This is a genomic window from Pantoea sp. X-Soil-TKNS-1207 (assembly GCF_059730485.1).
On sequence record NZ_AP035958.1, the window covers coordinates 3,338,897 to 3,363,331 of the forward strand.

Below are 24,435 nucleotides of genomic sequence, written 5' to 3' on the forward strand. Positions count from 1 at the left end.
CTGACCGACACCTGACAGGATCTATGTTCGTTTTCGCGATCGTGGCGCTGTTCGCCTACTCAATCAGCCTTGCATTGATCATTCCCAGCCTGCTGAAACGCAATGGTGGCTGGCGACGTCTTGCCGTGCTTTCCGCCTGTGTGGCGCTGATCGCCCACGCGGTTGCATTGCAACAGCGTATTTTTGCCGTCGATAACGGTCAAAATCTCAGCCTGCTGAACATCGGCTCGCTGGTTAGCCTGCTTATTTGCGCGATTATGACTATCGTCGCGTCGCGCAATCGTGGCTGGCTGCTGCTGCCTATCGTTTACAGCTTTGCGCTGATTAACCTGGCATTTGCCACTTTTGTTCCCAATGCCTTTATTACGCATCTGGAAACCACACCGGGCATGATGATTCACATCGGCCTGTCGCTGTTCGCTTATGCCACCCTGATTATTGCCGCCTTGTATGCGCTGCAACTGGCGTGGATTGACTATCAGCTGAAAAATAAAAAACTGGCGTTTACCCAGGATATGCCGCCACTGCTCAGCATTGAGCGCAAAATGTTTCACATTACTCAGGTTGGCGTCGTGCTGCTGACGCTGGTGCTGTGCACCGGTCTGTTCTATATGCACAATCTGTTCAGCGCCGAGAATGTGGACAAAGCGGTGCTCTCCATCATTGCCTGGTTCGTCTATATCGTGCTGCTCTGGGGACACTACCACGAGGGCTGGCGCGGTCGTCGCGTAGTCTGGTTCAACTGTAGCGGTGCTTTGCTGCTTACCATGGCCTACTTCGGTAGCCGTGTGTTACAGCACCTGCTCACTCAATCGTCTCACTAAAGGAATTCCTGCGTTGGAACATGTTTCAACCACCACGCTGATCGTCACTCTGGTCATCATGGTACTGGTCTCGGCTTATTTCTCCGGCTCAGAGACCGGCATGATGACACTCAATCGCTACAAACTGCGTCATCAGGCTAAAAACGGGCACCGCAGTGCGCGCCGCGTCGAAAAATTGCTGCGTCGCCCGGATCGTCTCATCAGCCTGGTGCTCATCGGTAATAACCTGGTGAATATCCTGGCATCCGCGCTGGGCACCATTGTCGGTATGCGTTTATACGGCGACGCCGGCGTGGCAATCGCCACCGGTATCCTGACCTTTGTGGTGCTGGTATTTGCCGAAGTCCTGCCCAAAACCATCGCCGCGCTGTACCCGGAAAAAGTCGCCTATCCCAGCAGCTTTCTGCTCACGCCGCTGCAATATGTGATGCTGCCGCTGGTATGGTTTCTGAATACCATCACGCGCATTCTGATGCGTATGATTGGCATCAAAACCGATGGCTCCATTAACTCAGCCCTGAGCAAAGAAGAGCTGCGCACCATCGTGTATGAGTCACGCAGCCTGATGTCACGCCGTAATCAGGACATGCTGCTGTCTGTGCTGGATCTGGAAAAGGTCGGCGTTGATGACATCATGGTGCCGCGTAACGAAATTGTCGGCATCAATATCAATGACGACTGGAAATCGGTGGTTCGTCAGCTTAGCCACTCGCCGCATGGCCGCATTGTGCTGTTCCGTGATTCGCTGGATGACAGCGTCGGGATGCTGCGCGTACGCGAAGCCTGGCGCATGATGACCGAGAAAAAAGAGTTCAACAAAGAGACGCTATTGCGTGCCGCCGATGAGATCTACTACGTACCGGAAGGCACCCCGCTGAACGTGCAGCTGGTGAAATTTCAGCGCAATAAGAAAAAAGTGGGGCTGGTGGTCGATGAGTATGGCGATATTAAAGGGCTGGTGACGATCGAAGACATCCTTGAGGAGATCGTTGGTGATTTCACTACCTCAATGTCACCAACCCTGGCTGAAGAAGTGATGCCGCAGAATGACGGGTCGGTGCTGATTGAAGGCGGCGCAAATGTGCGCGAAATCAACAAGGCCTTCAACTGGTCATTGCCGGAAGAGGAAGCCCGCACCATCAACGGTATGCTGCTGGAAGTGCTGGAAGAGATTCCGCAGGTCGATACCCGGGTACGCGTCGGTAAATACGATATCGATATCCTCGATGTGCAGGACAACATGGTGAAGCAGGTGCGCATAACCCCGCATACGCCGCTGAAATCCTCCATCGGATCCTGAACGACAGCATAAAAAAATGCCGCGATAATCGCGGCATTTTTCTTTCAGCATCACAGCAACTAGATATGCAGTTCCTGCAGCTTTTCTTTCGGCAGTTTCAGATCGTCGTTGTAGTTAACACCGATCTCGTGCGCCAGCACGTTGCGCGCGATCTGCTGCGCTTCATCCAGCGAGTGCAGCTTGTAGCTACCACATTGATACTCGTTCAGTTCCGGGATCTGGTTCTGATCTTTAACTTTCAGAACGTCTTCCATCGCCCCTTTCCACGCTTGCGCCACACGTTGTTCGTCCGGGGTGCCAATCAGGCTCATGTAAAAACCGGTACGGCAGCCCATCGGCGAAATATCAACGATTTCCACGCCTGAGCCATTAAGGTGATTACGCATAAATCCGGCGAAAAGGTGCTCCAGCGTGTGAATGCCACGCTCGGTCAGGATTTCCTTGTTCGGCCGACAGAAGCGCAGGTCAAACACGGTGATGGTATCGCCATGAGGAGTTTTCATGGTTTTAGCTACGCGCACTGCGGGCGCCGCCATGATGGTATGATCTACAGTAAAACTATCCAGCAGTGGCATATTGTCACCTCCTGTTTGAGAATTTTTTTTAAAACGATGAAACTTTTCTGTTCGCCCAACGTCTTAATATATGAAAGACGCGCATTTGTTATCATCATCCCTGACAACAGAGATGTTAATTCGGCCACAGTGATGTGGCCTTTTCTTTTTTATCCTTCCCGGCTGGCGAGATAGCTTTCGAAATCCAGCGTATCGCCTTGTTCCAGCTTCTCTTGCGCCATGACCGACTCCTGCGCCTGACGGGTAAAATCATCCTCGCTCAAAACCTCAAGCGGTTCTTCGCACAGCAGATGACGATACTGTTCAGCCAGCGCCACACCAGTTCCGGTTAAGCCATTTTCCTTCATAGCATGAAGGATGCGCGCCGAATAGGTTAGCTCAGGATCATCAAACGATGCCACCAGTTGATCGCAAACCTGTTGATATTGCGTGCTGCCATGGTTGCTGTCGAGCACTTCAGCCACGCGATGCAGGTCGGCAAACAATGCCTTACCAACCTCAACCAGCGTATGCTGCGTTTCACTGCATCCCACGGCAATCATCTGACCCGGCTTACGTCCTTCCAGCACCACGCGATTCCAGTTTTTACGGCTGCACAGCAACTCATCGGCGCTCATCTCAGGCGCATCTGCCAGCGTACACCAGATCAGGAACAAGTCGAGGAAACGGACCTGGTTGGCATCTACGCCAATCGCTGAGAACGGGTTGATGTCCAGCGAGCGAACTTCAATATATTCAATGCCACCGCGCTGCAACGCATCAGAAGGCGCTTCTCCCGAACGCGTCACACGCTTCGGACGAATCGGCGCATACAGCTCGTTCTCAATTTGCAGCACGTTGGTATTCAGTTGCAGCCAGTTGCCATCGGCATCTTTGGTGCCCATCGCCGCATACTCTTCAGACGGCGTTTTAATCGCGGCTTTCAGCGCGGCCACGTAACCTTCCAGCGAGTTGAAGGTAATTCCCAGCCCGCTTTGCGATTTGTTGGTATAGCCGAGATCGCTCAGACGCAGCGACGTGGCATACGGCAGCCACAATGTTCCCTGTTCGTTGCTTTCAAACGGCAGCGCGCTCTCACGTCCCTTCAGGAACGACGAACAGATTGCCGGCGAGGCACCAAACAGATAAGGGATCACCCAGCCAAAGCGATAGTAGTTGCGAATCAGGCGCAGATAACCCGCAGAAATGGTCTCTTTACCGCTTTCCGCGTCTTTAACATCCGCCCACTCCTGCCAGAACGTCAACGGCAGGGAGAAGTTGTAATGAATGCCCGAGATGGTCTGCATCAGCGCGCCGTAGCGATTTTTCAGCCCTTCGCGATACAGGGTTTTCATTTTGCCGATGTTGGAGCTGCCGTATTGCGCCAGCTCGATATTATCCGCATCGTCAATAATGCACGGCATACTAAACGGCCACATGCGCTCCTGACCCAGCTCACGCGCTACGTGACGATGGATATCGCGCAGGAAACTGAGCATGTGATCGATATTCTGATCAACAGGCGTGATGAACTCCAGCAGCGTTTCGGCGAAATCGGTAGTAATCCAATCATGCTTCAGCGCTGAACCCAGAGACTCAGGATGCCCGGTCGTTGCCAGGTGACCATCCGGCTTGACGCGCAATGTTTCGCGTTCAATGCCACGGCCGATACCCTTCAACGCGTCGGGATGCGCTTCCAGCCAGGAAAGCGCTTTTGATACGTCCGGGATCACATTAACCTCCCGCTGTGCGAATAATTTATTTTTGTTCAGCATAATGTTAACCGTAGCCTCGAATCTGTGCGAATCAATGCCACCATTGCAAACCTTGTAAGGTGGCCGTCGCGATAACGATGTAACGTAGTGTTTTACCGATGGCGAGAAACAGCAGCGCCGGAAGCCAGGCAACGCGCAACCAGCCTGCGACGACGCAAAGCAGATCGCCCACTACCGGCAGCCAGCTAAACAACAGAGCTGCGGGTCCCAATCGGTGTAACCACGTCATTGCTGTGTTATGCCATCGCCCCTGCCCTTTTGGCGGCATCAGGCGACCAAGAAGAATGTTCGTCAGGCCACCCAGCGTGTTTCCCACTGATGCAGCCAATAGCAACCCATAGACCGACCCCTTTTGGGCGATCAACAAGGCAACCAGCACCGCTTCTGAGCTTCCCGGAAGGAGGGTGGCACTCAGAAAGCTACTGCTGAATAACGAGCCATAAGTCAGAAATTCACTCACAGTAAACGGACATCAACCACATCCATGCCCGCTGCTTTAGCCGCCTGCACGCCAAAGTCAGCATCCTCGAATACCACACAACGAGCAGGCGCTACGCCCATCAATTCGGCGCAACGCAGAAAGGTATCGGGTTGCGGTTTATGGCGCTGCACATCATCGGCGCCAACGACTGCGGTAAAGAGATGATAAACACCCAGCTGCTTCAACAGGGCCTCCGCCAGACTGTGTTGGCTGCCGGTGCCCACTGCCATTGGACGGCGTCCGTGGTAAGCCTTTACCACCTCCATCAGCGGCAAGGGACGCACGCCATCCAGCAACATCGCTTTGAAGGCTTCGGTCTTTTCCGCCGCCAGCAGATGAGGATCGTGCGTCGCGTTGTTCTCTTTGATTATGAATTGCGCCAGTTGCCAGGTCGGCGCACCGTTGAAGCTCACCATTTTTTCGTCATCCATGGTGAATCCATAGCGGCTGAGTATCTGATGCCAGGCTTTTCGATGTGTCGGCTCAGAATCGAGGATAGTGCCGTCCATATCGAAAATCAGGGCGTCATATTGGTCGTACATTGTCACTCCGGACGTCCAGCAAATGTGCCATTACTTTAGCGTAATGCGCTCAGGTTGTCGCCAGGTGTGCTTAACAGCAAATGCTTTGAAAGCATTAGCAATTTTGGTTTTAGGAAAAAGGTCAGAGCGCGGTGCCGTGCATAAATGGCGGTTAATTCAGTGCTTTTTTTACAACGGAGACGTTATCAGGAAGAAGAGAGCGAAGTGATGGTGCATCCAGGAGGATTCGAACCTCCGACCGCTCGGTTCGTAGCCGAGTACTCTATCCAGCTGAGCTATGGATGCATTGGGGTACAGCGAGTCAAACAATTCGGGGATGTGATAAAGAATGGTGCATCCAGGAGGATTCGAACCTCCGACCGCTCGGTTCGTAGCCGAGTACTCTATCCAGCTGAGCTATGGATGCATTGAGAGATTTTCTTGCAATGGACTAACTGAAACCAACCTGGGAATGTTACGAAGAATGGTGCATCCAGGAGGATTCGAACCTCCGACCGCTCGGTTCGTAGCCGAGTACTCTATCCAGCTGAGCTATGGATGCATTTTGAAAATTCTTGTACAACGCAGGGTGCTAACAACTCACCATGAAAGGAACTGCTCGTTCACTCTTTACTTCGTCATTTCCGATGGTGCATCCAGGAGGATTCGAACCTCCGACCGCTCGGTTCGTAGCCGAGTACTCTATCCAGCTGAGCTATGGATGCATCGGAAAATGGCGGTGAGGCGGGGATTCGAACCCCGGATGCAGCTTTTGACCGCATACTCCCTTAGCAGGGGAGCGCCTTCAGCCTCTCGGCCACCTCACCTTACGCGTTCTTACGAACCGTGCTTCTGAACTTTGTTTCCGCTCATCGGCACTGCGTGGCGCACATATTACTTTCCCGCACTTATAAGTCAAACAATTTTTCCCACTACAGGTTCGTTTGCACAAATGACAGACAATCCGCGCAATATGCCGACAAAAAGAGTGATTAATCAACAGCGAAAGCTGGATACAGATAACAAAATGGGAAATAAAAAAATGCAGGGGGAAGGTAAATCTGGAGGGAGAAAGCGGTAGCGCCTCGCATCATAGCGAGGCGCTGAATCCGTTAGTAACTCGTAGGCTGAGCTTTTTCGGCCTGAATGCGCTGATAGATCTCTTCGCGATGCACCGAAACTTCTTTAGGCGCATTGACGCCAATACGGACCTGGTTACCTTTAACTCCCAGCACCGTTACAGTCACCTCATCGCCAATCATGAGGGTTTCACCAACTCGACGAGTTAGAATAAGCATTCTTTGCTCCTTGAAAGATTAAAAGAGTCGGGCCTGTTCGGGTTCCCGGCCATATCCATCATATAACGCTGAACAATGTCTATGACAAATACACCATTGTGGTTTGCCACGCCAATACATTCTGCTGATAGTTAGTTTAGCCGAAATACACTGCCTCAACCTGACTTTGTCATTACCGGGTGCACATCGCGTTAAAAAGCGCCGGAACAACTGTCTCGGCGCTCTCCACGATGCTTAGTTTTATTTCGTTACAGTCGATTGCTAACCCAGCCGTGCACACTCGCCAGTGCACCTGCCAGAGCCTGCGGATTAGTACCACCGGCTTGTGCCATATCCGGGCGACCACCGCCTTTGCCACCCACCTGCGCAGCCAGTTCGCCGACCAGTTCACCCGCTTTTACGCGGTCGGTCAGATCTTTGGTCACGCCGGCAATCAGCGAAACTTTGCCTTCCGCTACCGTTGCCAGCACGATAATGGCAGACCCAAGCTGATTTTTCAGGTCATCCATCATGGTACGCAGCATCTTCGGCTCGACGTTGCTCAGTTCGCTTACCAGCAGTTTGGTGCCTTTCACCTCAACAGCTTTGCTGCTGAGTGAAGCACTTTCCTGTGCTGCCTGCTGGTCGCGCAGTTGCTGTAATTCTTTTTCCAGCGCGCGTACGTGGTCCACCAGTCCGCGAACTTTTTCGTTCAGGTTGCTGCTGTTGGCTTTCACCAGCTGCGCGAGATCATGCAGCTGATGGCTCTGCGCGTTAACCTGCGCCAGCGCACCTTCACCCGTAACGGCTTCGATACGACGGACGCCCGCCGCAGTCCCTGACTCAGACAGAATACGGAACAGGCCGATATCACCGGTGCGCGCGGCATGTGTGCCACCACAAAGCTCGGTAGAGAAATCACCCATGCTCAGTACGCGAACACGTTGATCGTATTTCTCGCCAAACAGCGCCATTGCGCCCTTCGCTTTGGCCGCTTCGAGATCCATGACATTGGTCTCAACCGCCAGGTTACGACGAATCTGCGCGTTGACGATATCCTCAACCTGACGGATTTCCTGCGGCTTCATGGCTTCAAAATGGGAGAAGTCGAAACGCAGGTACTTGTCGTTTACCAGCGAGCCTTTCTGCGCCACATGCTCACCGAGCACCTGACGCAACGCTGCATGCAGCAGGTGTGTCGCTGAGTGGTTCAGACGGATACGCGCGCGGCGTTCTTCATCAACCTGCGCACTCAGGCGATCGCCAACACGCAGCTGGCCGTTAGTCAGCTTACCGATATGACCAATCGCCTGGCCATACTTCTGTGTGTCCTGCACGCTAAATTCAGCATTGTTCCCAGCCAGTACGCCGGTATCGCCGACCTGACCACCCGATTCACCGTAGAACGGGGTTTCATCCAGCACCACCACCGCGTCCTGACCGGCACTCACCTGCTCAACCTGCTGGCCGTCGACAAACAGCGCCTGTACGGTAGAGGTCAGCGCCAGCTGGTCGTAACCTTTAAACGCAGAAGCAGAATCAATGCGGATAACGTTGTTGTAATCGGCACCAAATCCACTGGCTTCACGCGCACGCTGGCGTTGCTGCTCCATCGCCACTTCAAATCCAGCTTCATCAATCTTCAGATTACGCTCACGGCATACGTCAGCGGTCAGATCCACCGGGAAGCCGAAAGTATCGTAAAGACGGAAAACGGTTTCACCATCGAGCGTATCGCCCTGCAGTTTCGCCAGTTCTTCATCCAGCAGCGCCAGACCACGCTCCAGCGTTTTGGCAAACTGTTCTTCTTCGGCTTTCAGGACGTTCTCGACCTGAACCTGCTGACGTTGCAGATCTTCGCCTGCCGGTCCCATCACGGCAATCAGCGGGGCGACCAGCTTATAGAAGAATGCGTCTTTCGCGCCCAGCATATTGCCGTGACGTACCGCGCGACGAATGATGCGGCGCAACACATAACCACGGTTTTCGTTCGAGGGGATCACGCCATCAGCAATCAGGAAGGCGCAGGAGCGGATGTGGTCAGCGATAACGCGCAGCGATTTGTTGCTGAGGTCATCAGTTGCGCCGGTCACTTCGGCAACAGACTTAATCAGTTTGGCGAACAGATCGATTTCATAGTTGGAGTTAACGTGTTGCAGCACCGCGGCGATACGCTCCAGTCCCATACCGGTATCCACTGAAGGCTTCGGCAGCGGCTGCATAGTCCCGTCGGCCTGACGGTTGAACTGCATGAAAACGATGTTCCAGATTTCAATGTAACGGTCACCATCTTCTTCCGGGCTGCCCGGCGGGCCCCCCCAGATGTGATCGCCATGATCGAAGAAGATTTCGCTGCACGGGCCGCACGGACCGGTATCACCCATCTGCCAGAAGTTATCTGATGCGTAGGCACTACCTTTGTTGTCGCCGATACGAATAATACGCTCGCGCGGCACGCCAATATCGTTGGCCCAGATATCGTAGGCTTCATCGTCAGTTTCATAGACGGTAACCCAGAGACGTTCTTTCGGCAGCTTAAACCACTGCTCACCCGTCAGCAGTTCCCAGGCATAGGCAATCGCGTCTTTTTTGAAGTAGTCGCCAAAGCTGAAGTTGCCCAGCATTTCAAAGAAGGTGTGGTGACGCGCGGTGTAGCCCACGTTTTCGAGGTCGTTGTGCTTGCCACCGGCACGTACGCAACGCTGCGCCGTGGTCGCACGCGAGTAATCGCGCTTATCCTGACCGAGGAAAACGTCTTTAAACTGGTTCATCCCGGCGTTGGTAAACAGCAGCGTCGGGTCGTTGTTCGGTACGAGGGAGCTGCTGGTTACAACCTGATGTCCCTTGCTATGGAAAAAGTCGAGAAACGCTTGACGGATCTCAGCAGTGCTCTTGCTCATAAATTTCCTGGAATCACGCTAACGAACGTTCCCTTTCGTCTGGCACGCCGCATCCGCCCGGCCGCCCCTGACTGAGGAACAAAAAGTGGGAATAAGATAAATTTTCTTCAGTGGGAAGTAAAATCCCATCGCCTTTCAGTCATCAAAATTTCTGAAAATGGCCTGAATATCTTCCATCAGAAAGCCTTTTGTCATCAGAAAACGCAGGACTTTGCTCTTTCCGGCCCAGTCCTGCGGCAGCGGGTCGCCAAATTTGCGTCCCGCCAGTTCGGCCGCGCAATGGACCCAGTTGACCTCGGTATCAAACAACGCCTGATCGATTTCATCGCGGCCGATCCCTTTTTGTTGCAGCTCCATCCGGATACGTTGCGGGCCATAGCCTTTACGGCTGCGGCTAACTATAAAGCGTTCCGTGAAGCGTTGATCGTCCAGCCAGCCACTCTGCTGACACCAGTCAGCCACTTGATCCAGCAGTTCTTCCGGGATCGGTTCTGCCTTTTCCTGCTGCTGCATCCAGGCTGCCCGCTGGGAGGAAAGTTGCAATTTGCGTTTGAGTTCTTCGCGGCTGTGATCGCGCTGTGACAGGATACGCATGGCACGATCCAGTAAGCGTGAAAATGTTGGCGCGGGTGTCGGAGATGATGACATATGACCTACCTTGTTCAGACAGTGGCGCAGGGTAAAGCAAGAAAACAAAGAGGGAAAGTGCTGGCGGGGGGAAAACAAAACGGGAGCAGAGCGCTCCCGTTGAGGTATCAGAAATCTTCGTTAGTTTCGCTGGCTTCTTCGTAGTCGCCTGCGGAAACCTCCGCAGCACCGGCACTCGCACCCGCACCGGCCGTTGCGCCGGTCAGCAGCATGTCACGCAGCTTCTGATCGATTTCGTTGGCAATGGCCGGATTCTCTTTCAGGAAGTTGGTCGAGTTGGCTTTACCCTGACCAATCTTGTCGCCGTTGTAGCTGTACCAGGCACCCGCCTTCTCAACCAGCTTGTGTTTCACGCCCAGGTCAACCAGTTCACCGAAGGTGTTGATGCCTTCGCCGTACATGATCTGGAACTCAGCCTGCTTGAAAGGCGCCGCAATTTTGTTCTTCACCACTTTGACGCGGGTTTCGCTGCCCACCACTTCGTCGCCCTCTTTGATAGCGCCGATGCGGCGAATATCGAGACGTACGGAAGCGTAGAATTTCAGCGCGTTACCACCGGTGGTGGTTTCCGGGTTACCGAACATCACACCAATCTTCATACGAATCTGGTTGATGAAAATCAGCAGCGTATTGGACTGCTTCAGGTTACCCGCCAGCTTACGCATCGCCTGGCTCATCATACGTGCTGCCAGACCCATGTGAGAGTCGCCGATCTCGCCTTCAATTTCTGCTTTCGGCGTCAGTGCTGCCACGGAGTCAACGATGATGACGTCAACCGCACCAGAACGCGCCAGAGCATCACAGATTTCCAGCGCCTGCTCACCGGTATCCGGCTGCGAACACAGCAGGTTATCAATGTCGACGCCCAGTTTTTTGGCGTATACCGGGTCCAGCGCGTGCTCGGCATCGATAAAGGCACAGGTTTTGCCTTTGCGCTGTGCAGCGGCAATCACCTGCAGGGTCAGCGTGGTTTTACCCGAGGATTCCGGGCCATAAATCTCAACGATACGGCCCATTGGCAGGCCGCCAGCGCCCAGCGCGATATCCAGGGAAAGTGAGCCGGTGGAGATGGTTTCAACATCCATCGAGCGGTCTTCACCCAGGCGCATGATGGAGCCTTTACCAAATTGTTTCTCAATCTGGCCCAGCGCGGCAGCTAAAGCCTTCTGTTTGTTTTCGTCAATCGCCATTTCCACTCCTAATCATGCCGGGTAAGCGGACATCTCAGTATGCCTGCTCGCGTTCTGTTGCCGGTAATTATACTGTACAGTCATACAGTATCAAGTTTAATTTGTCAGAAATTCATCATGCAGCGTCTGGAGCGCCCAGGCCACGGACTGACGCCGCACTGCATCGCGGTCGCCATCAAAACGCTGGCGGTATGCCACGACGCGCCCTTGCGGTCCGGCAAAGCCAAACCAGACGGTGCCCACCGGTTTCTCCGGGGTTCCGCCATCCGGGCCGGCAATGCCGCTGACTGCAATCGCATACTGTGCTGCTGCGGCCTGGCAGGCACCTGCCGCCATCTCACGTACGGTTTGTTCACTAACCGCTCCAAACTGCGCCAGCGTGCTGTCCTGCACGCCCACCATCTGCTGCTTGGCCTCGTTGCTGTATGTCACGAAGCTGCGTTCAAACCAGACGGAACTGCCGCTGATATCGGTAAACACTTTCGCAATCCAGCCGCCGGTGCAGGACTCCGCAGCGGTAATGGTAGCCTTGCGCTGTTTTAGCTGCTCGCCAATACGACGACTCAACTGTTGTAACTGTTCATCGTTCATCGCCTTCTCCTTGTATGGCGCTCACGTTAACAGGAAATGGTGCGGTGGAGGACCCTTTTCAACCCCACTCCCCCGCCTTCTGTCGCGTTTTGCGTGCGGGATTCCACCGGCTTTAGCGGGTTTTCATCGCCACCATAAAAAGACGCGGGAAGGCTAGCAAAACCTGGCCATCCGCCCGGGCTGGATACGCCGGGATCAACGCCTGATGATATTGCTGTAAAAAAGCCTGCTGCTGGCTTTCATCCAATCCGGCGAGGAAAGGACGCAGCCCTGTGGCGCGCAGCCAGGTAATGATTGCCTGCGCATCGGCCATGCGGTGGTAATAGGTGGTGCGCCAGATATCAACCTCGCAACCCGCCTCGCTCAGCAGGTCATAATATTGCCCGGCGGTGAGTAAGCGCTTACGATCGGCAGCCTGAGGGGAGATATGCGCCTGCCAGCGCTCGTCGGCTGCCACCTCGCGCATCAGGCGATGTGAAGGCTCATCAAGGTTATCGGGCATCTGCATCGCCAGCGAGCCACCGATAGCAAGCTGGCTCACCAGATGTGGCAACAGCTGGTGGTGGTCACTCAGCCATTGCAGTGAGGCATTGGCGTAAATCACCTGCTGCGGCTGTTCGGCCTGCCAGTGGCGGATATCTGCCTGCTCAAAGCGGCAATCCGGCAAACGTTCACGCGCCTGAACCAGCATCGCTTCTGAACTGTCGATACCGCAGACTGTCGCCTCAGGCCAGGCCTCGGCCAGCAGTTCGGTGCTGTTGCCCGGCCCGCAGCCTAAATCGGTGGCGTAACGCACTTCCGGGGTCGCAATCCGCGCCAGCAGCTCACGCGCCGGGCGGGTCCTTTCCGATTCAAACTGCCGATATAGCTGTGGATTCCAGTCTTGCATTGACACACTCCTGTCTGATCCGAAGAACCACACACTACCCGCTTTTACTGTTTTCAGGGGAGGAAAAGTGCGGTACTTCACCTTTTTGATACCCGATGGCTGGTCAGTTTGCGTATTGGTCATTAAGTTAAAACGACGTTTCATTTTTTATGCTAAGGAGTTTGTTATGGCTGCACAACCCGCACTTTCTGGCGTCTGGTGTCCATCAGTAACCCCTTTTGATAACCGCGGCGAGGTCGATATTGACGCGCTGGGTCGTCATTTTGACCGGCTCAATCATTCTGGCATTGATACGCTGCTATTGATGGGTAGCATCGGTGAGTTCGCGTCGCTCACCCAACAGGAACGGCTGCGGTTAATGCGCGAAGCACGCCAGCTCTCCCCTCTGACGATGGTTGCCAACGTTTCCAGTACCTGCGTGCCTGATATGCTGCAACTGGCTGAAGCCGCATGGCAGCACGGTTTTGACGCGGTGATGGTGCTGCCGCCTTACTATTATGGCCAGACGCAGCAACAGTTGCTGAGCTACTTCAAAGCGCTGGATAAGCAGCTGGGGGGTAAGTGGTTTGCCTACAATTTCCCGGCGCGTACCGGCTGCGATTTAACCCCCGCGCTGGTGGCGGAGCTGGCGGCAGAATTACCGAATTTTATCGGCATCAAAGACACTGTTGATTGCCTGTCGCACAACCGCGCGCTGATCGAAGAAACACGTAAAGTGCGCACTGATTTTGCGGTGCTGTCCGGCTATGACGAATATCTGTTGCCGAATTTACTGGCAGGCGGTGCGGGAGTGATTTCCGGACTAAACAACATTGTGCCGGAATTATTTGCCCAGGCGATGCAGGCATGGCGCGCGGGCGATTTACCGCAGTTAACAGCGATTCAGCAACGTATCGGCAAGCTGATGGCGATCTATACGCTGGGTGACGACTTTGTCACCACCATCAAAACCGCCGTCGCCCGCCGTTATGAATCGATGAACAGCCGTTCGCGTAATTACGGCGGTGAATTAACTGCCGCGCAGTGTGAAGCGATTGACCAGCTGCTGGGATAAATAAGCAACGCGGACGGCGCAATGCCGTCCGGTAATCAGTTCTTTTTCACAAATTCAGATTTGAGTTTCATCGGGCCAAAACCATCAATTTTACAATCGATGTTGTGATCGCCTTCGACCAGGCGAATGCTTTTAACTTTGGTGCCGATTTTCAGGGTTGAGGAGCTGCCTTTTACCTTCAGATCTTTGATAACGGTGACGCTATCGCCATCTGCCAGCTGGTTGCCGTTCGCATCACGGACCTGTAGGCCGTCAGAGGACAAATCATCAGCCGCAGGCGACCAGATATGCCCGCAGGATGGGCAGTTCAGCTTCTCGCCATCCTGCCAGGTGTAATCAGCATGGCATTCAGGACAGGCAGGTAAGGTATTCATAAACACTCCTCAGAGATCGGCTCACGGCGAAGATGGCGCCGCAAAAGGGGCGCTATCTTATCTCCTTACACTTAGTAAGGACAGCGTTAAAACATCGCGCCCTGACGCGCTTTGCTGACCGCCTCGCCCAGCTGCCACACCGCCATCGCGTAATGGGTACTGTGATTGTAGCGAGTGATGACGTAGAAATTGGGCAGTCCGTACCAGTATTGATAACTGGTGCCAAGATCGAGACGCAGCAGGCTGGCCTGATTGTTGCCGTCCAGCGAACCTTGTGGCGTCAGGCCACTGGCCATCAACGTGCTTACCGGATAAAGGGTTTTGAAACCATTTTCCAGCGCCGGAGCTTGTCCGCTGGCCGGTACCGCGACCGACTCGCCGGAACGCCAGCCGTGTGCTTTGAAGTAATTGGCTACGCTGCCGATAGCATCGACCGGATCCCACAGGTTGATGTGTCCGTCACCATTGAAATCGACCGCATACTGCTTATAGGAAGAGGGCATAAACTGACCGTAGCCCATTGCCCCGGCAAAGGAACCGCGCAGATCGAGCGGATCATCCTGCTCGGTGCGCGCCATCAGCAGGAAGGTTTCCAGCTCGCTACTGAAGTAGGCCGCACGACGCGGATAGCTGAACGACAGCGTCGCCAGCGCATCCAGCAACCGGGTTTTCCCCATCACCCTGCCCCAGCGAGTCTCAACGCCAATGATGCCAACAATAATTTCCGGCGGCACACCGTACACCTGTTGGGCGCGTTGCAGCGCATCCTGGTATTGATTCCAGAAAGCCACACCGTTTTGCACGTTATCCGGGGTGATAAATTTATTGCGATAGCGAATCCAGGCGCCGTTCGGTCCGGTCGGTGGAGTGTAGCTTGGTGCCTGTTGATCCATCAGACGCAACACATAATCGAGCCGCTTCGCCTGTCCAATCACGTTATGCAGCTGCTGGCGATCAAAACCGTGCTTCGCCACCATCTGGTCAATAAACTGTTCAGCCGCGGGATTATCCGCAAAATCGCCAAACATCGGCTGCATCGCGTGCGATGAGTCCAGTAAAAAACCACCCTGAGGTGCCTGAACGACGGCGGGTTGCTGGGATGTTTCAGGCTTACTGCTGCAGGCAGCAAGCAGAGTAATAAGCGGGAGAAGGGCAACCTTAAAACGCATTGGATTTCCATAAGCCAGGTGAAACCAGAGCCAACATGTTAATCGTTCAGCTAAATGACTTACAGGGCAATATCTTAAATTTACGTCAGTTATCACCGTCGCGACGCTTTCTGACAAAATTTGCGACCCGCTTCCACAGTTTATCATTTGTCTGTTTTTTCTTTTTTTCCCGGCGCGGCGATTTGCTATGGTCGGCAACCAGAAAGAATGGCTGGCGGATGAAGGAGAGGCAGCAAAAATGGTAACATCCCTCCTTTCGTTATCGCCCCATCTGAATAACGACATTTTCCCCTGCGGCGATACCGCATGGCAGGCAATCAAAGAGTAAATGCAAAGTGAGAAAGAGATGAAAGGAGCAGAGCAAATGGACTTCAGCGCCCATACGCCAATGATGCAGCAATACCTGCGCCTCAAGGCCGATCATCCTGACATTCTGCTGTTTTATCGCATGGGTGATTTTTATGAGCTGTTTTACGACGATGCAAAACGTGCTTCGCAGCTGCTGGAAATCTCACTGACCAAACGGGGCGCCTCCGCCGGTGAACCCATTCCGATGGCGGGTGTGCCTTACCATGCGGTGGAAGGTTATCTGGCAAAACTGGTTCAGTTAGGCGAGTCGGTGGCGATTTGCGAGCAAATTGGCGACCCGGCGCTCAGCAAAGGCCCGGTTGAACGTAAAGTGGTGCGTATTGTTACGCCAGGCACCATCAGCGATGAAGCGCTGTTGCAGGAGCGCCAGGATAACCTGCTGGCCGCGATTTTCCAGAGCCAGCGCGGCTTTGGCTATGCCACTCTCGATATCAGTTCCGGTCGTTTTCGTCTGAGCGAACCCGGCGACCAGGAAACCATGGCCGCCGAGTTGCAACGTACTAACCCGGCGGAATTGCTCTACCCGGAAGATTTTCAGGCCATGGCGCTCATTGACCAGCGCCGTGGGCTGCGTCGCCGCCCGCTGTGGGAATATGAAATCGATACCGCCCGCCAGCAGCTGAACCTGCAATTCGGCACGCGCGATCTTAACGGTTTTGGCGTCGAGCAGGCGCATCTGGCGCTGCGTGCGGCGGGTTGTCTGCTGCAATACGTCAAAGATACCCAGCGCACGTCCCTGCCCCATATTCGTTCACTCAGCATGGAGCGCCAGCAGGATAGCGTGATTATGGATGCCGCCACGCGCCGCAATCTGGAAATCACGCAAAACCTGGCCGGCGGCATTGAAAACACCCTCGCCGCGGTGCTGGATAAAACCGTTACGCCGATGGGCAGCCGTATGCTGAAACGCTGGCTGCATATGCCGCTGCGTGATGTCACGACCATCGCACGCCGCCAGCAATCCATCGCGGAGTTGCAGGCGCACAGCGAAGAGCTGCAACCGGTTCTGCGCCAGATTGGCGATCTGGAACGTATCCTCGCCCGCCTGGCGTTGCGTACCGCCCGCCCGCGCGACCTCGCGCGGATGCGACACGCTTTCCAGCAATTGCCAGAACTGCATACCTTGCTGGCACAAGCGGAAGCACCGCAGCTGGTTCAGCTGCGCACCCAGATGGGCGATTTCAGCGACCTGCGTGAATTGCTGGAAAACGCCATCATCGAATCGCCCCCGGTGCTGGTACGCGACGGCGGCGTGATCGCGCCCGGTTATAACGCCGAACTGGATGAGTGGCGCGCCCTGGCCGATGGCGCCAGCGATTATCTCGATCGTCTGGAAATCCGCGAACGGGAAAAACTGGGGCTGGACACGCTAAAAGTCGGCTTCAATGCGGTACATGGTTACTACATTCAGGTTAGCCGTGGTCAGAGCCATCTGGTGCCGATCAACTATGTACGCCGCCAGACGCTGAAGAATGCCGAACGCTATATCATTCCAGAGCTGAAAGAGTACGAAGACAAGGTGCTGACCTCGAAAGGGAAAGCGCTGGCGCTGGAAAAGGGGCTGTATGACGAGTTGTTCGATCGCCTTTTGCCGCACCTCGAAGCCCTGCAATTAAGCGCTGCGGCGCTGGCCGAACTGGATGTGCTGAGCAACCTGGCGGAGCGCGCCTGGACGCTCAACTACTGTCGTCCGGTGCTACAGGATAAAGCGGGTATCCGCATTATCGGCGGCCGCCATCCGGTGGTGGAGCAGGTACTGAAAGAACCCTTTATCGCCAACCCGCTGACCCTGTCACCCCAGCGACGTATGTTGATCATTACTGGTCCCAACATGGGCGGTAAAAGTACCTATATGCGTCAAACGGCGTTGATCGCGTTGATGGCATGGATCGGCAGTTTTGTTCCCGCTGAGGAAACGGTTATTGGTCCTATCGACCGCATCTTTACCCGCGTTGGGGCCGCAGACGACCTGGCATCAGGACGCTCAACCTTTATGGTAGAGATGACGGAGACCGCCAATATTCTGCATAACGCCACCGAGAACAGCCTGGTGTTGATGGATGAAATTGGACGTGGCACCTCAACCTACGATGGTCTGTCGCTGGCCTGGGCCTGTGCCGAGAGTCTCGCCAATCGCATCAAAGCAATGACGCTGTTCGCTACCCACTATTTCGAGCTGACTACCCTGCCGGAAAAAATGGAAGGCGTCGTCAACGTTCATCTCGATGCCGTGGAACATGGCGACACCATCGCGTTTATGCACAGCGTGCAGGATGGCGCGGCCAGCAAAAGTTACGGACTTGCCGTAGCGGCGCTGGCGGGCGTACCGAAAGAGGTGATCAAGCGCGCGCGGCATAAGCTGAAGGAGCTGGAAACCCTGTCTGGCAGTACCGCAGGTTCGACGGTGGAAGGATCGCAGCTGCCGCTGCTGGTGGCAGAAACGTCGCCTGCGGTTGAAGCGCTGGAAGCGCTGGACCCGGATAGCCTGACACCCCGCCAGGCGCTGGAGTGGATCTATCGTCTCAAGACGCTGGTGTAGCCATCATCCTGAATAGCAGGCATAAAAAAACGGTGACCAGATGGTCACCGTTTTTGTTGGCAATTGCGCGTTATTCACGAAAAAGTGCTTCGATATTCAGGCCCTGAGTCTGCAAAATTTCACGCAGACGACGCAGACCTTCTACCTGAATCTGACGAACACGCTCACGGGTCAAACCGATTTCGCGGCCCACATCTTCAAGGGTTGCCGCTTCATAGCCCAACAGGCCGAAACGACGCGCCAGCACTTCACGCTGCTTGGCATTCAGTTCAAACAACCACTTAACGATGCTTTGTTTCATATCATCGTCCTGCGTGGTGTCTTCCGGGCCGTTATCTTTTTCATCGGCCAGGATATCCAGCAGCGCTTTTTCGGAATCACCACCGAGTGGTGTGTCAACCGAGGTAATGCGCTCGTTGAGACGCAGCATACGGCTTACATCATCAACCGGCTTGTCCAGCTGCTCGGCAATCTCTTCAGCACTCGGCTCATGATCGAGCTTGTGTGAGAGTTCACGCGCGGTACGCAGATAGACATTTAACTCTTTAACAATATGGATTGGCAGACGAATGGTACGGGTTTGGTTCATGATCGCCCGTTCAATGGTCTGTCGAATCCACCAGGTGGCGTATGTTGAAAAGCGGAACCCGCGTTCCGGGTCAAACTTCTCAACGGCGCGAATCAGGCCAAGATTACCCTCTTCAATCAGATCCAGCAGTGCCAGACCACGATTGCTGTAACGACGGGCAATTTTCACCACCAGGCGTAAGTTACTTTCTATCATTCGGCGGCGAGATGGAATGTCGCCTCGTAATGCACGACGGGCAAAGAACACCTCTTCTTCCGCCGTTAACAATGGAGAATAACCAATCTCTCCGAGGTAGAGCTGCGTCGCGTCCAAAACGCGTTGCGTCGCACCCTGTGACAACAACTCTTCTTCAGCTACTTCGTTATCACCAGGTTCGTTCTCAACGAGAGCCTTCTCATCAAAAACCTCAGCTCCGTTCTCCTCGAATTCCGCGTCTTCGTGTAACTCGTTAACTTTCAGCGTATTCTGGCTCATAAGCGGCTCCTACCCGTGATCCAAGGGCAGAACACCAGGGTTCTGCCGGATTATCGCTGCGGCAAATAACGCAACGGATTTACGGATTTCCCCTTGTAACGAATTTCAAAATGCAATCTTACTGAACTGGTTCCGGTGCTACCCATAGTAGCGATCTTCTGCCCCGCCTTAACTTCCTGTTGTTCCCGGACCAGCATTGTATCGTTATGGGCGTAGGCACTCAGGTAGTCATCATTGTGTTTGATGATGATTAAATTACCGTACCCGCGGAGCGCGTTGCCTGCGTATACCACTCGTCCCGAAGCAGTGGCGACAACAGGTTGTCCACGCGAACCGGCGATATCGATCCCTTTGTTTCCGCCTTCCGCAGCGGAGAAGTTATCGATGATCTTCCCATCGGTCGGCCAACGCCAGCTTCCAACTGGTGTTGTGCTGTTCGTAGTGCTGCTGACCGTGGGCGGTACAGTAACCGGAGCTGTGGTCATTGCCACATTATTTGCCCCTTTCGACGGCAACAATTTGCTGCCTGAAGAATTACCCGAATCATCAGAATACGTAATAACAGGTTGCTGTGCAACCGGGGTCGATTTAATTTGCGAAGAACCCGGTGTGACAGGCACGCCGCCCTGGGTTGCATCGGCTGCCGTGATGGCATTGCCGCCAGTAATTGACTGGCCTGAACCGTTACCCACCTGCAGCGTCTGACCGGCGCTCAGGCCATAGGGCGCCGCGATGTTGTTACGTTGCGCGAGGTCGCGATAATCGTTGCCGGTAATCCACGCAATATAGAACAGGGTGTCGCCGCGTTTGACGGTGTAGGTCTCCCCGCCGTAGCTTCCTTTCGGAATATTCCCATAATTGCGGTTGTACACGATGCGACCATTTTCAGTCGTCACATTATTATTGCCACTTAACATTCCACCGGAGGGCGGTGCTGAAGGTGTTCCGCCGCTTAACATTCCGCCGTGAGGCATTGCTGGTACGCCGCCGCCTGAAGTGTCGTTCATGCCGCTGTTGCCACCATTACCGCCAATCTGGCTAATGGGGGCCTGTGAATTGTCGCTGGAGCTACTACAGCCCGCCAGCCCAAAACCAACCAGTGTCAGTGCCGCCAAACGGCGTAATTGAAATACTGTGCTTCCCATGCTCATTGATCCCCCGAGATGGCAATCCTGAATATAACTGTGTGACTGCGATAACCGCGTTATACACTGCGTGGTGCGTCGAAAACGGCCTTTCGCATTGATTAACAAGGATAGTAACAATATCAACTGTGCCGTGCTATGTAACAGTTGTGAAGAATTGCGAAGCGCCTCAGGCCAGATCGCCCTGCACCAAAGGTACAAAGCGGACCGGCTCGATGATCTCTTCAATCATCTCATTCCCCTGACGGCGCAGACGTTTCAACACCTGTTGATCTTCGCCCACCGGCAGCACCATTCTGCCGCCGTCGCGCAATTGTGCTATCAGCGCAGTCGGAATTTCCGGAGGCGCCGCCGTGACGATAATGGCGTCGAAAGGACCGCGTGCGGCCCAGCCCTGCCAGCCATCGCCGTGACGCGTGGAGACATTATGCAGGTCGAGCTGCTTCAGCCGGCGTTTCGCCTGCCACTGCAACCCTTTGATACGTTCTACGGAATAAACGTGATCAACCAGATGCGCCAGAATGGCGGTCTGATAGCCGGAACCGGTGCCAATTTCCAGCACGCTCGCGTCGGCATTGAGTTCCAGCAACGCGGTCATGCGCGCCACCATATAGGGCTGTGAAATGGTCTGCCCGCTGCCAATCGGCAACGCAACATTGTCCCAGGCCTTATGTTCGAAGGCTTCGTCGATAAAACGCTCACGCGGCACATCGGCGATGGCTTTCAGCAGATGTTCATCATGGATGCCCTGCGCGCGCAGCTGCGCCAGCAAGGTTTCGACACGCCGGTTCACCATGCCAAATCAACCTCCGCTTGGGTCAGCCATTCACTCAGCACCGTTTGCGCCGCCGGAGCGGTCAGGTCGACATGTAACGCGGTAATGGAGACGTAGCCCGCATCCACCGCAGCAAAATCCGTATCCGGGCCAGCATCCAGCTTTTCGCCTGGCGGTCCGATCCAGTACAGGGTGTTGCCGCGTGGATCCTGCTGGCAGATCACCTGATCGGCCGGATGACGGCTGCCACAGCGCGTCACGCGGAAACCTTTAATGTCCGACAGGGGCAAATCAGGCACGTTGATATTGAGGATGCGACCGGTGCGCAGCGGTTCACGGGTCAGCGCCCGCAGCAGCGCGCAGGTGACGGCAGCGGCCGTGTCGTAGTGCTGATGACCATTGAGGGATACCGCCAGCGCCGGTAATCCGAGATGACGTCCCTCCATCGCGGCCGCGACGGTGCCGGAGTAGATCACATCGTCGCCGAGATTTGGCCCGGCATTGATGCCGGACACCACGATATCCGGACGCGGCTGCATCAGCGCATTCACCCCGAGGAACACGCAGTCGGTCGGAGTGCCCATCTGCACGGCAATGTCGCCATTGTCATGGGTAAAGGTACGAAGCGGGGTTTCCAGCGTCAGCGAGTTTGACGCACCGCTGCGATTGCGATCCGGTGCCACCACCTGCACATCAGCAAACTGGCGCAGCGCGCGCGCCAGCGTCTGAATGCCGGGAGCATGAATTCCGTCGTCATTACTCAGCAATATCCGCATCGTTACCTTCTTGTTGGAGAAGCTCACGCACGACGCTGGTAGCAAAACTGCCTGCGGGCAGCCAGAACGCCATCTCCAGCGTCACATCATCCCACCAGCTCCAGCGCAGATCTTTGGGCACCACGCGCATGGCGCGGCGTGCCGCATCAACGCGCTCACGCTCAAGCAGTGTAATCAATTCTGTCGCGCCTGCCAGGCTCTGCTGTTCAAATTCAAGCGCTTCCGCCTGGGTGCCCCAGCCACCACGCCCGGCCAGCGGCGCGGTAATCCGCAGCGCATCCTGATCCACGCGTTGTTGCAGCTCAGCCAGTTCTTCCGGCTGCGCCACGAACCAGCTGCCGCGGCCGGTCAGTTGCAGCGCATCGCCATTGATCACCGCATCCAGGCTGCCGTCACGCTGTAAACGGGCGCTGGTCACCTGATTAAACAGATGGCTGCGGGTGGCCGACAGCAGTAACCCTTTTTTGTTACGATCGCGGGGACGGAATTTATCCTGCGCCCACTGCTGGGCCTGCGTCAGATTATTACCATCGCGGCCAAAACGCTGCTCGCCAAAATAGTTCGGCACACCGCTTTTCTGAATTTTCTGTAACCGCTGTTCCACTTCTGCCTTGTCTGAGATCTGGCGGACCACCAGACGAAAGGCATTGCCCGCCAGCGCCCCGGTGCGCAATTTACGCTTGTGGCGCACAGCTTCGAGAATTTCCACCCCTTCCAGCTGAAAGCCGGAAAGGTCCGGCATGGCGTTGCCCGGCAGGCGGAAACAGAGCGTTTGCTCGGTCACCGCATGGCGATCTTTCATCCCGGCATAGCTCAGATCACGCTGATGCACGCCGAGAAATTTCGCCAGCGCTTCCGCCACAAAGCGTGTGTTGCAGCCGATTTTACGGATGCGCACCAGCAGCTGCTCGCCTTCGCCGTCATAGGGATAACCGAGATCCTCAATCACGACAAAATCTTCCGGGTTGGCTTTGATGACGCCGGTCGCGCGCGGCGCTCCGTACAGATACAGCAAATCACTCATGCCGGGTCTGCCTTAATCAGCAACGCCACTGCTTCACAGGCGATGCCTTCGCCACGCCCGGTAAAACCGAGTTTTTCGGTAGTGGTGGCTTTCACGTTGACCTCGTCCATATGGCAGCCGAGATCCTCAGCGATATTCACCCGCATCTGCGGGACGTGCGGCAGCATTTTCGGCGCCTGAGCGATGATGGTGACATCCACGTTGCCAATCCGGTAACCCTTCTGCTGAATGCGGCGCCAGGCTTCACGCAGCAGGCCACGGCTGTCGGCGCCTTTATAGGCCGGATCGGTATCGGGAAACAGTTTGCCGATATCGCCCATCGCCACCGCGCCGAGCAGCGCGTCAGTCAGCGCATGTAGCGCCACATCACCGTCGGAATGGGCAATAAAACCGTGTTCGAAGGGAATACGCACCCCGCCAATCACCAGAGGACCTTCGCCCCCGAAGGCGTGAACGTCGAAACCGTGACCGATACGCATCATGCGCTCTCCTTTAACTGTATCTGGGTAAGATAGAAGGCCGCCAGTGCCAGGTCTTCTGGCCGCGTCACCTTAATGTTATCACTGCGGCCGCTCACCAGTTCGGGATGATAGCCGCAGTATTCCAGCGCCGAGGCTTCATCGGTAATGGTGGCACCCTCGTTGAGGGCGCGTGTCAGGCAGGCGGTCAGCAGTGCGTGCGGGAAAAATTGTGGCGTCAGCGCGTGCCATAAATCCTCGCGCTCCACGGTGTGGGCAATGGCGGCTTTGCCCGGTTCAGCGCGCTTCATGGTGTCGCGCACCGGCGCCGCCAGAATCGCGCCAACCTTGCTATGCTCGCGCACCGCCAGCAGACGCGATAAATCATCAGGATGCAGACACGGCCGCGCCGCATCGTGCACCAGTACCCATTCCCCCTGCTTCACCGCCTGGAGTCCCGCCAGCACCGATTCGGCGCGGGTATCACCGCCCGTCACGCGCACCACGCGGGGATCCTGCGCCAGCGGCAGCGTATCGAACCAGCCGTCGTCCGGGCCAATAGCGACAATCACCTGTTTTACGGCAGGATGCGCCAGCAGGCGTGCGACGCTGTGTTCAAGAAGGGTGAATTGACCGATGGTCAGATACTGTTTCGGACAGGCAGCCTGCATACGGCTGCCAATACCGGCAGCGGGCACTACGGCGATCACATCCGCAGGGAAAGAGAGGTTGTTCATGG

General features: G+C 55.2%; 24 protein-coding genes and 5 tRNA genes. 5 read left to right on the forward strand and 24 right to left on the reverse strand.

Going from position 1 to position 24,435, the window contains the following annotated elements:
• Positions 1–23 precede the first annotated feature (23 nt).
• Both AC6I8V_RS15590 and AC6I8V_RS15595 read left to right on the forward strand, forming a co-directional pair.
• Positions 24–824: a cytochrome C assembly family protein gene (locus AC6I8V_RS15590; protein WP_497843142.1), complete on the forward strand. Its 801-nt coding sequence runs from the start codon at positions 24–26 to the stop codon at positions 822–824.
• Between the two features lie 13 nt (positions 825–837).
• Positions 838–2,124 (forward strand): HlyC/CorC family transporter, encoded by a 1,287-nt coding sequence (locus AC6I8V_RS15595; protein WP_497843143.1) that lies wholly within the window; start codon positions 838–840, stop codon positions 2,122–2,124.
• A 59-nt stretch (positions 2,125–2,183) separates the two neighbouring features.
• On the opposite strand, the gene luxS is transcribed toward AC6I8V_RS15595, so the two are convergent.
• The 15 genes from luxS to tam all read right to left on the reverse strand — a co-directional run bounded on the left by luxS (position 2,184) and on the right by tam (position 12,950).
• Positions 2,184–2,699, reverse strand: a complete 516-nt coding sequence (luxS, locus tag AC6I8V_RS15600) for an S-ribosylhomocysteine lyase (RefSeq protein ID WP_497843144.1) — start codon at positions 2,697–2,699, stop codon at positions 2,184–2,186.
• 149 nt (positions 2,700–2,848) lie between these two features.
• Positions 2,849–4,453 (reverse strand): glutamate--cysteine ligase, encoded by a 1,605-nt coding sequence (gene gshA / locus AC6I8V_RS15605; RefSeq protein ID WP_497843145.1) that lies wholly within the window; start codon positions 4,451–4,453, stop codon positions 2,849–2,851.
• A gap of 31 nt (positions 4,454–4,484) precedes the next feature.
• Positions 4,485–4,913 carry a YqaA family protein gene (locus tag AC6I8V_RS15610; protein ID WP_497843146.1) on the reverse strand — a complete coding sequence of 143 codons (429 nt, stop codon included), beginning with the start codon at positions 4,911–4,913 and terminating at the stop codon, positions 4,485–4,487.
• Positions 4,910–5,476: a fructose-1-phosphate/6-phosphogluconate phosphatase gene (gene yqaB, locus AC6I8V_RS15615; RefSeq protein WP_497843147.1), complete on the reverse strand. Its 567-nt coding sequence runs from the start codon at positions 5,474–5,476 to the stop codon at positions 4,910–4,912. The genes AC6I8V_RS15610 and yqaB overlap by 4 nt, the downstream gene beginning before the upstream one ends.
• A 208-nt stretch (positions 5,477–5,684) precedes the next feature.
• Positions 5,685–5,761 (reverse strand) — tRNA-Arg (locus AC6I8V_RS15620).
• A gap of 44 nt (positions 5,762–5,805) precedes the next feature.
• Positions 5,806–5,882 (reverse strand) — tRNA-Arg (locus AC6I8V_RS15625).
• Between the two features lie 58 nt (positions 5,883–5,940).
• A tRNA-Arg gene (locus AC6I8V_RS15630) sits at positions 5,941–6,017 on the reverse strand.
• A gap of 86 nt (positions 6,018–6,103) precedes the next feature.
• Positions 6,104–6,180: transfer RNA gene (locus AC6I8V_RS15635), tRNA-Arg, on the reverse strand.
• Between the two features lie 9 nt (positions 6,181–6,189).
• Positions 6,190–6,282: transfer RNA gene (locus AC6I8V_RS15640), tRNA-Ser, on the reverse strand.
• Positions 6,283–6,567: 285 nt separating this feature from the next.
• A complete protein-coding gene (gene csrA / locus AC6I8V_RS15645) occupies positions 6,568–6,753 on the reverse strand; it encodes a carbon storage regulator CsrA (protein WP_013510212.1) in 186 nt (61 codons plus the stop codon).
• Between the two features lie 248 nt (positions 6,754–7,001).
• Positions 7,002–9,632, reverse strand: coding sequence for an alanine--tRNA ligase (alaS, locus tag AC6I8V_RS15650; protein ID WP_497843148.1), 2,631 nt, complete (start codon positions 9,630–9,632; stop codon positions 7,002–7,004).
• A 135-nt stretch (positions 9,633–9,767) separates the two neighbouring features.
• Complete coding sequence (locus tag AC6I8V_RS15655) at positions 9,768–10,280, reverse strand: regulatory protein RecX (protein ID WP_497843149.1); 513 nt, start codon at positions 10,278–10,280, stop codon at positions 9,768–9,770.
• Between the two features lie 107 nt (positions 10,281–10,387).
• Positions 10,388–11,470: a recombinase RecA gene (gene recA, locus AC6I8V_RS15660; protein WP_497843150.1), complete on the reverse strand. Its 1,083-nt coding sequence runs from the start codon at positions 11,468–11,470 to the stop codon at positions 10,388–10,390.
• A gap of 96 nt (positions 11,471–11,566) precedes the next feature.
• Complete coding sequence (gene pncC / locus AC6I8V_RS15665; RefSeq protein ID WP_497843151.1) at positions 11,567–12,061, reverse strand: nicotinamide-nucleotide amidase; 495 nt, start codon at positions 12,059–12,061, stop codon at positions 11,567–11,569.
• Positions 12,062–12,173: 112 nt separating this feature from the next.
• The gene (gene tam, locus AC6I8V_RS15670; protein ID WP_497843152.1) at positions 12,174–12,950 is read right to left on the reverse strand and encodes a trans-aconitate 2-methyltransferase; all 777 of its coding nucleotides are present in this window, start codon (positions 12,948–12,950) and stop codon (positions 12,174–12,176) included.
• 166 nt (positions 12,951–13,116) lie between these two features.
• Here tam and AC6I8V_RS15675 point away from each other — a divergent pair, with 166 nt between their 5' ends.
• Positions 13,117–14,004, forward strand: coding sequence for a dihydrodipicolinate synthase family protein (locus AC6I8V_RS15675; RefSeq protein ID WP_497843153.1), 888 nt, complete (start codon positions 13,117–13,119; stop codon positions 14,002–14,004).
• Positions 14,005–14,039: 35 nt separating this feature from the next.
• On the opposite strand, the gene AC6I8V_RS15680 is transcribed toward AC6I8V_RS15675, so the two are convergent.
• Positions 14,040–14,378 carry a zinc ribbon domain-containing protein YjdM gene (locus tag AC6I8V_RS15680; RefSeq protein ID WP_497843154.1) on the reverse strand — a complete coding sequence of 113 codons (339 nt, stop codon included), beginning with the start codon at positions 14,376–14,378 and terminating at the stop codon, positions 14,040–14,042.
• 86 nt (positions 14,379–14,464) lie between these two features.
• Positions 14,465–15,547, reverse strand: a complete 1,083-nt coding sequence (mltB, locus tag AC6I8V_RS15685) for a lytic murein transglycosylase B (RefSeq protein WP_497843155.1) — start codon at positions 15,545–15,547, stop codon at positions 14,465–14,467.
• A 187-nt stretch (positions 15,548–15,734) separates the two neighbouring features.
• Here mltB and AC6I8V_RS15690 point away from each other — a divergent pair, with 187 nt between their 5' ends.
• On the forward strand, positions 15,735–15,875 hold the full coding sequence (locus AC6I8V_RS15690) for a hypothetical protein (protein WP_497843156.1): 141 nt from the start codon (positions 15,735–15,737) through the stop codon (positions 15,873–15,875).
• 36 nt (positions 15,876–15,911) lie between these two features.
• Positions 15,912–18,455 (forward strand): DNA mismatch repair protein MutS, encoded by a 2,544-nt coding sequence (gene mutS, locus AC6I8V_RS15695; protein ID WP_497845853.1) that lies wholly within the window; start codon positions 15,912–15,914, stop codon positions 18,453–18,455.
• Positions 18,456–18,525: 70 nt separating this feature from the next.
• Here mutS and rpoS read toward each other — a convergent pair whose 3' ends face one another.
• The 7 genes from rpoS to ispD form a co-directional block, all read right to left on the reverse strand.
• Positions 18,526–19,518, reverse strand: coding sequence for an RNA polymerase sigma factor RpoS (gene rpoS, locus AC6I8V_RS15700; protein WP_313376082.1), 993 nt, complete (start codon positions 19,516–19,518; stop codon positions 18,526–18,528).
• Between the two features lie 50 nt (positions 19,519–19,568).
• Entirely contained in the window at positions 19,569–20,669 is a 1,101-nt protein-coding gene (nlpD, locus tag AC6I8V_RS15705; protein WP_497843157.1) for a murein hydrolase activator NlpD, read from the reverse strand.
• Positions 20,670–20,832: 163 nt separating this feature from the next.
• Positions 20,833–21,459 carry a protein-L-isoaspartate(D-aspartate) O-methyltransferase gene (locus tag AC6I8V_RS15710; protein WP_497843158.1) on the reverse strand — a complete coding sequence of 209 codons (627 nt, stop codon included), beginning with the start codon at positions 21,457–21,459 and terminating at the stop codon, positions 20,833–20,835.
• Positions 21,453–22,214: a 5'/3'-nucleotidase SurE gene (surE, locus tag AC6I8V_RS15715; protein WP_497843159.1), complete on the reverse strand. Its 762-nt coding sequence runs from the start codon at positions 22,212–22,214 to the stop codon at positions 21,453–21,455. The genes AC6I8V_RS15710 and surE overlap by 7 nt, the downstream gene beginning before the upstream one ends.
• Entirely contained in the window at positions 22,195–23,238 is a 1,044-nt protein-coding gene (truD, locus tag AC6I8V_RS15720; protein WP_497843160.1) for a tRNA pseudouridine(13) synthase TruD, read from the reverse strand. Before truD ends, surE begins: the two co-directional genes overlap by 20 nt.
• On the reverse strand, positions 23,235–23,717 hold the full coding sequence (gene ispF, locus AC6I8V_RS15725; protein WP_497845854.1) for a 2-C-methyl-D-erythritol 2,4-cyclodiphosphate synthase: 483 nt from the start codon (positions 23,715–23,717) through the stop codon (positions 23,235–23,237). The genes truD and ispF overlap by 4 nt, the downstream gene beginning before the upstream one ends.
• The gene (gene ispD, locus AC6I8V_RS15730; protein WP_497843161.1) at positions 23,717–24,433 is read right to left on the reverse strand and encodes a 2-C-methyl-D-erythritol 4-phosphate cytidylyltransferase; all 717 of its coding nucleotides are present in this window, start codon (positions 24,431–24,433) and stop codon (positions 23,717–23,719) included. Before ispD ends, ispF begins: the two co-directional genes overlap by 1 nt.
• Positions 24,434–24,435 lie beyond the last annotated feature (2 nt).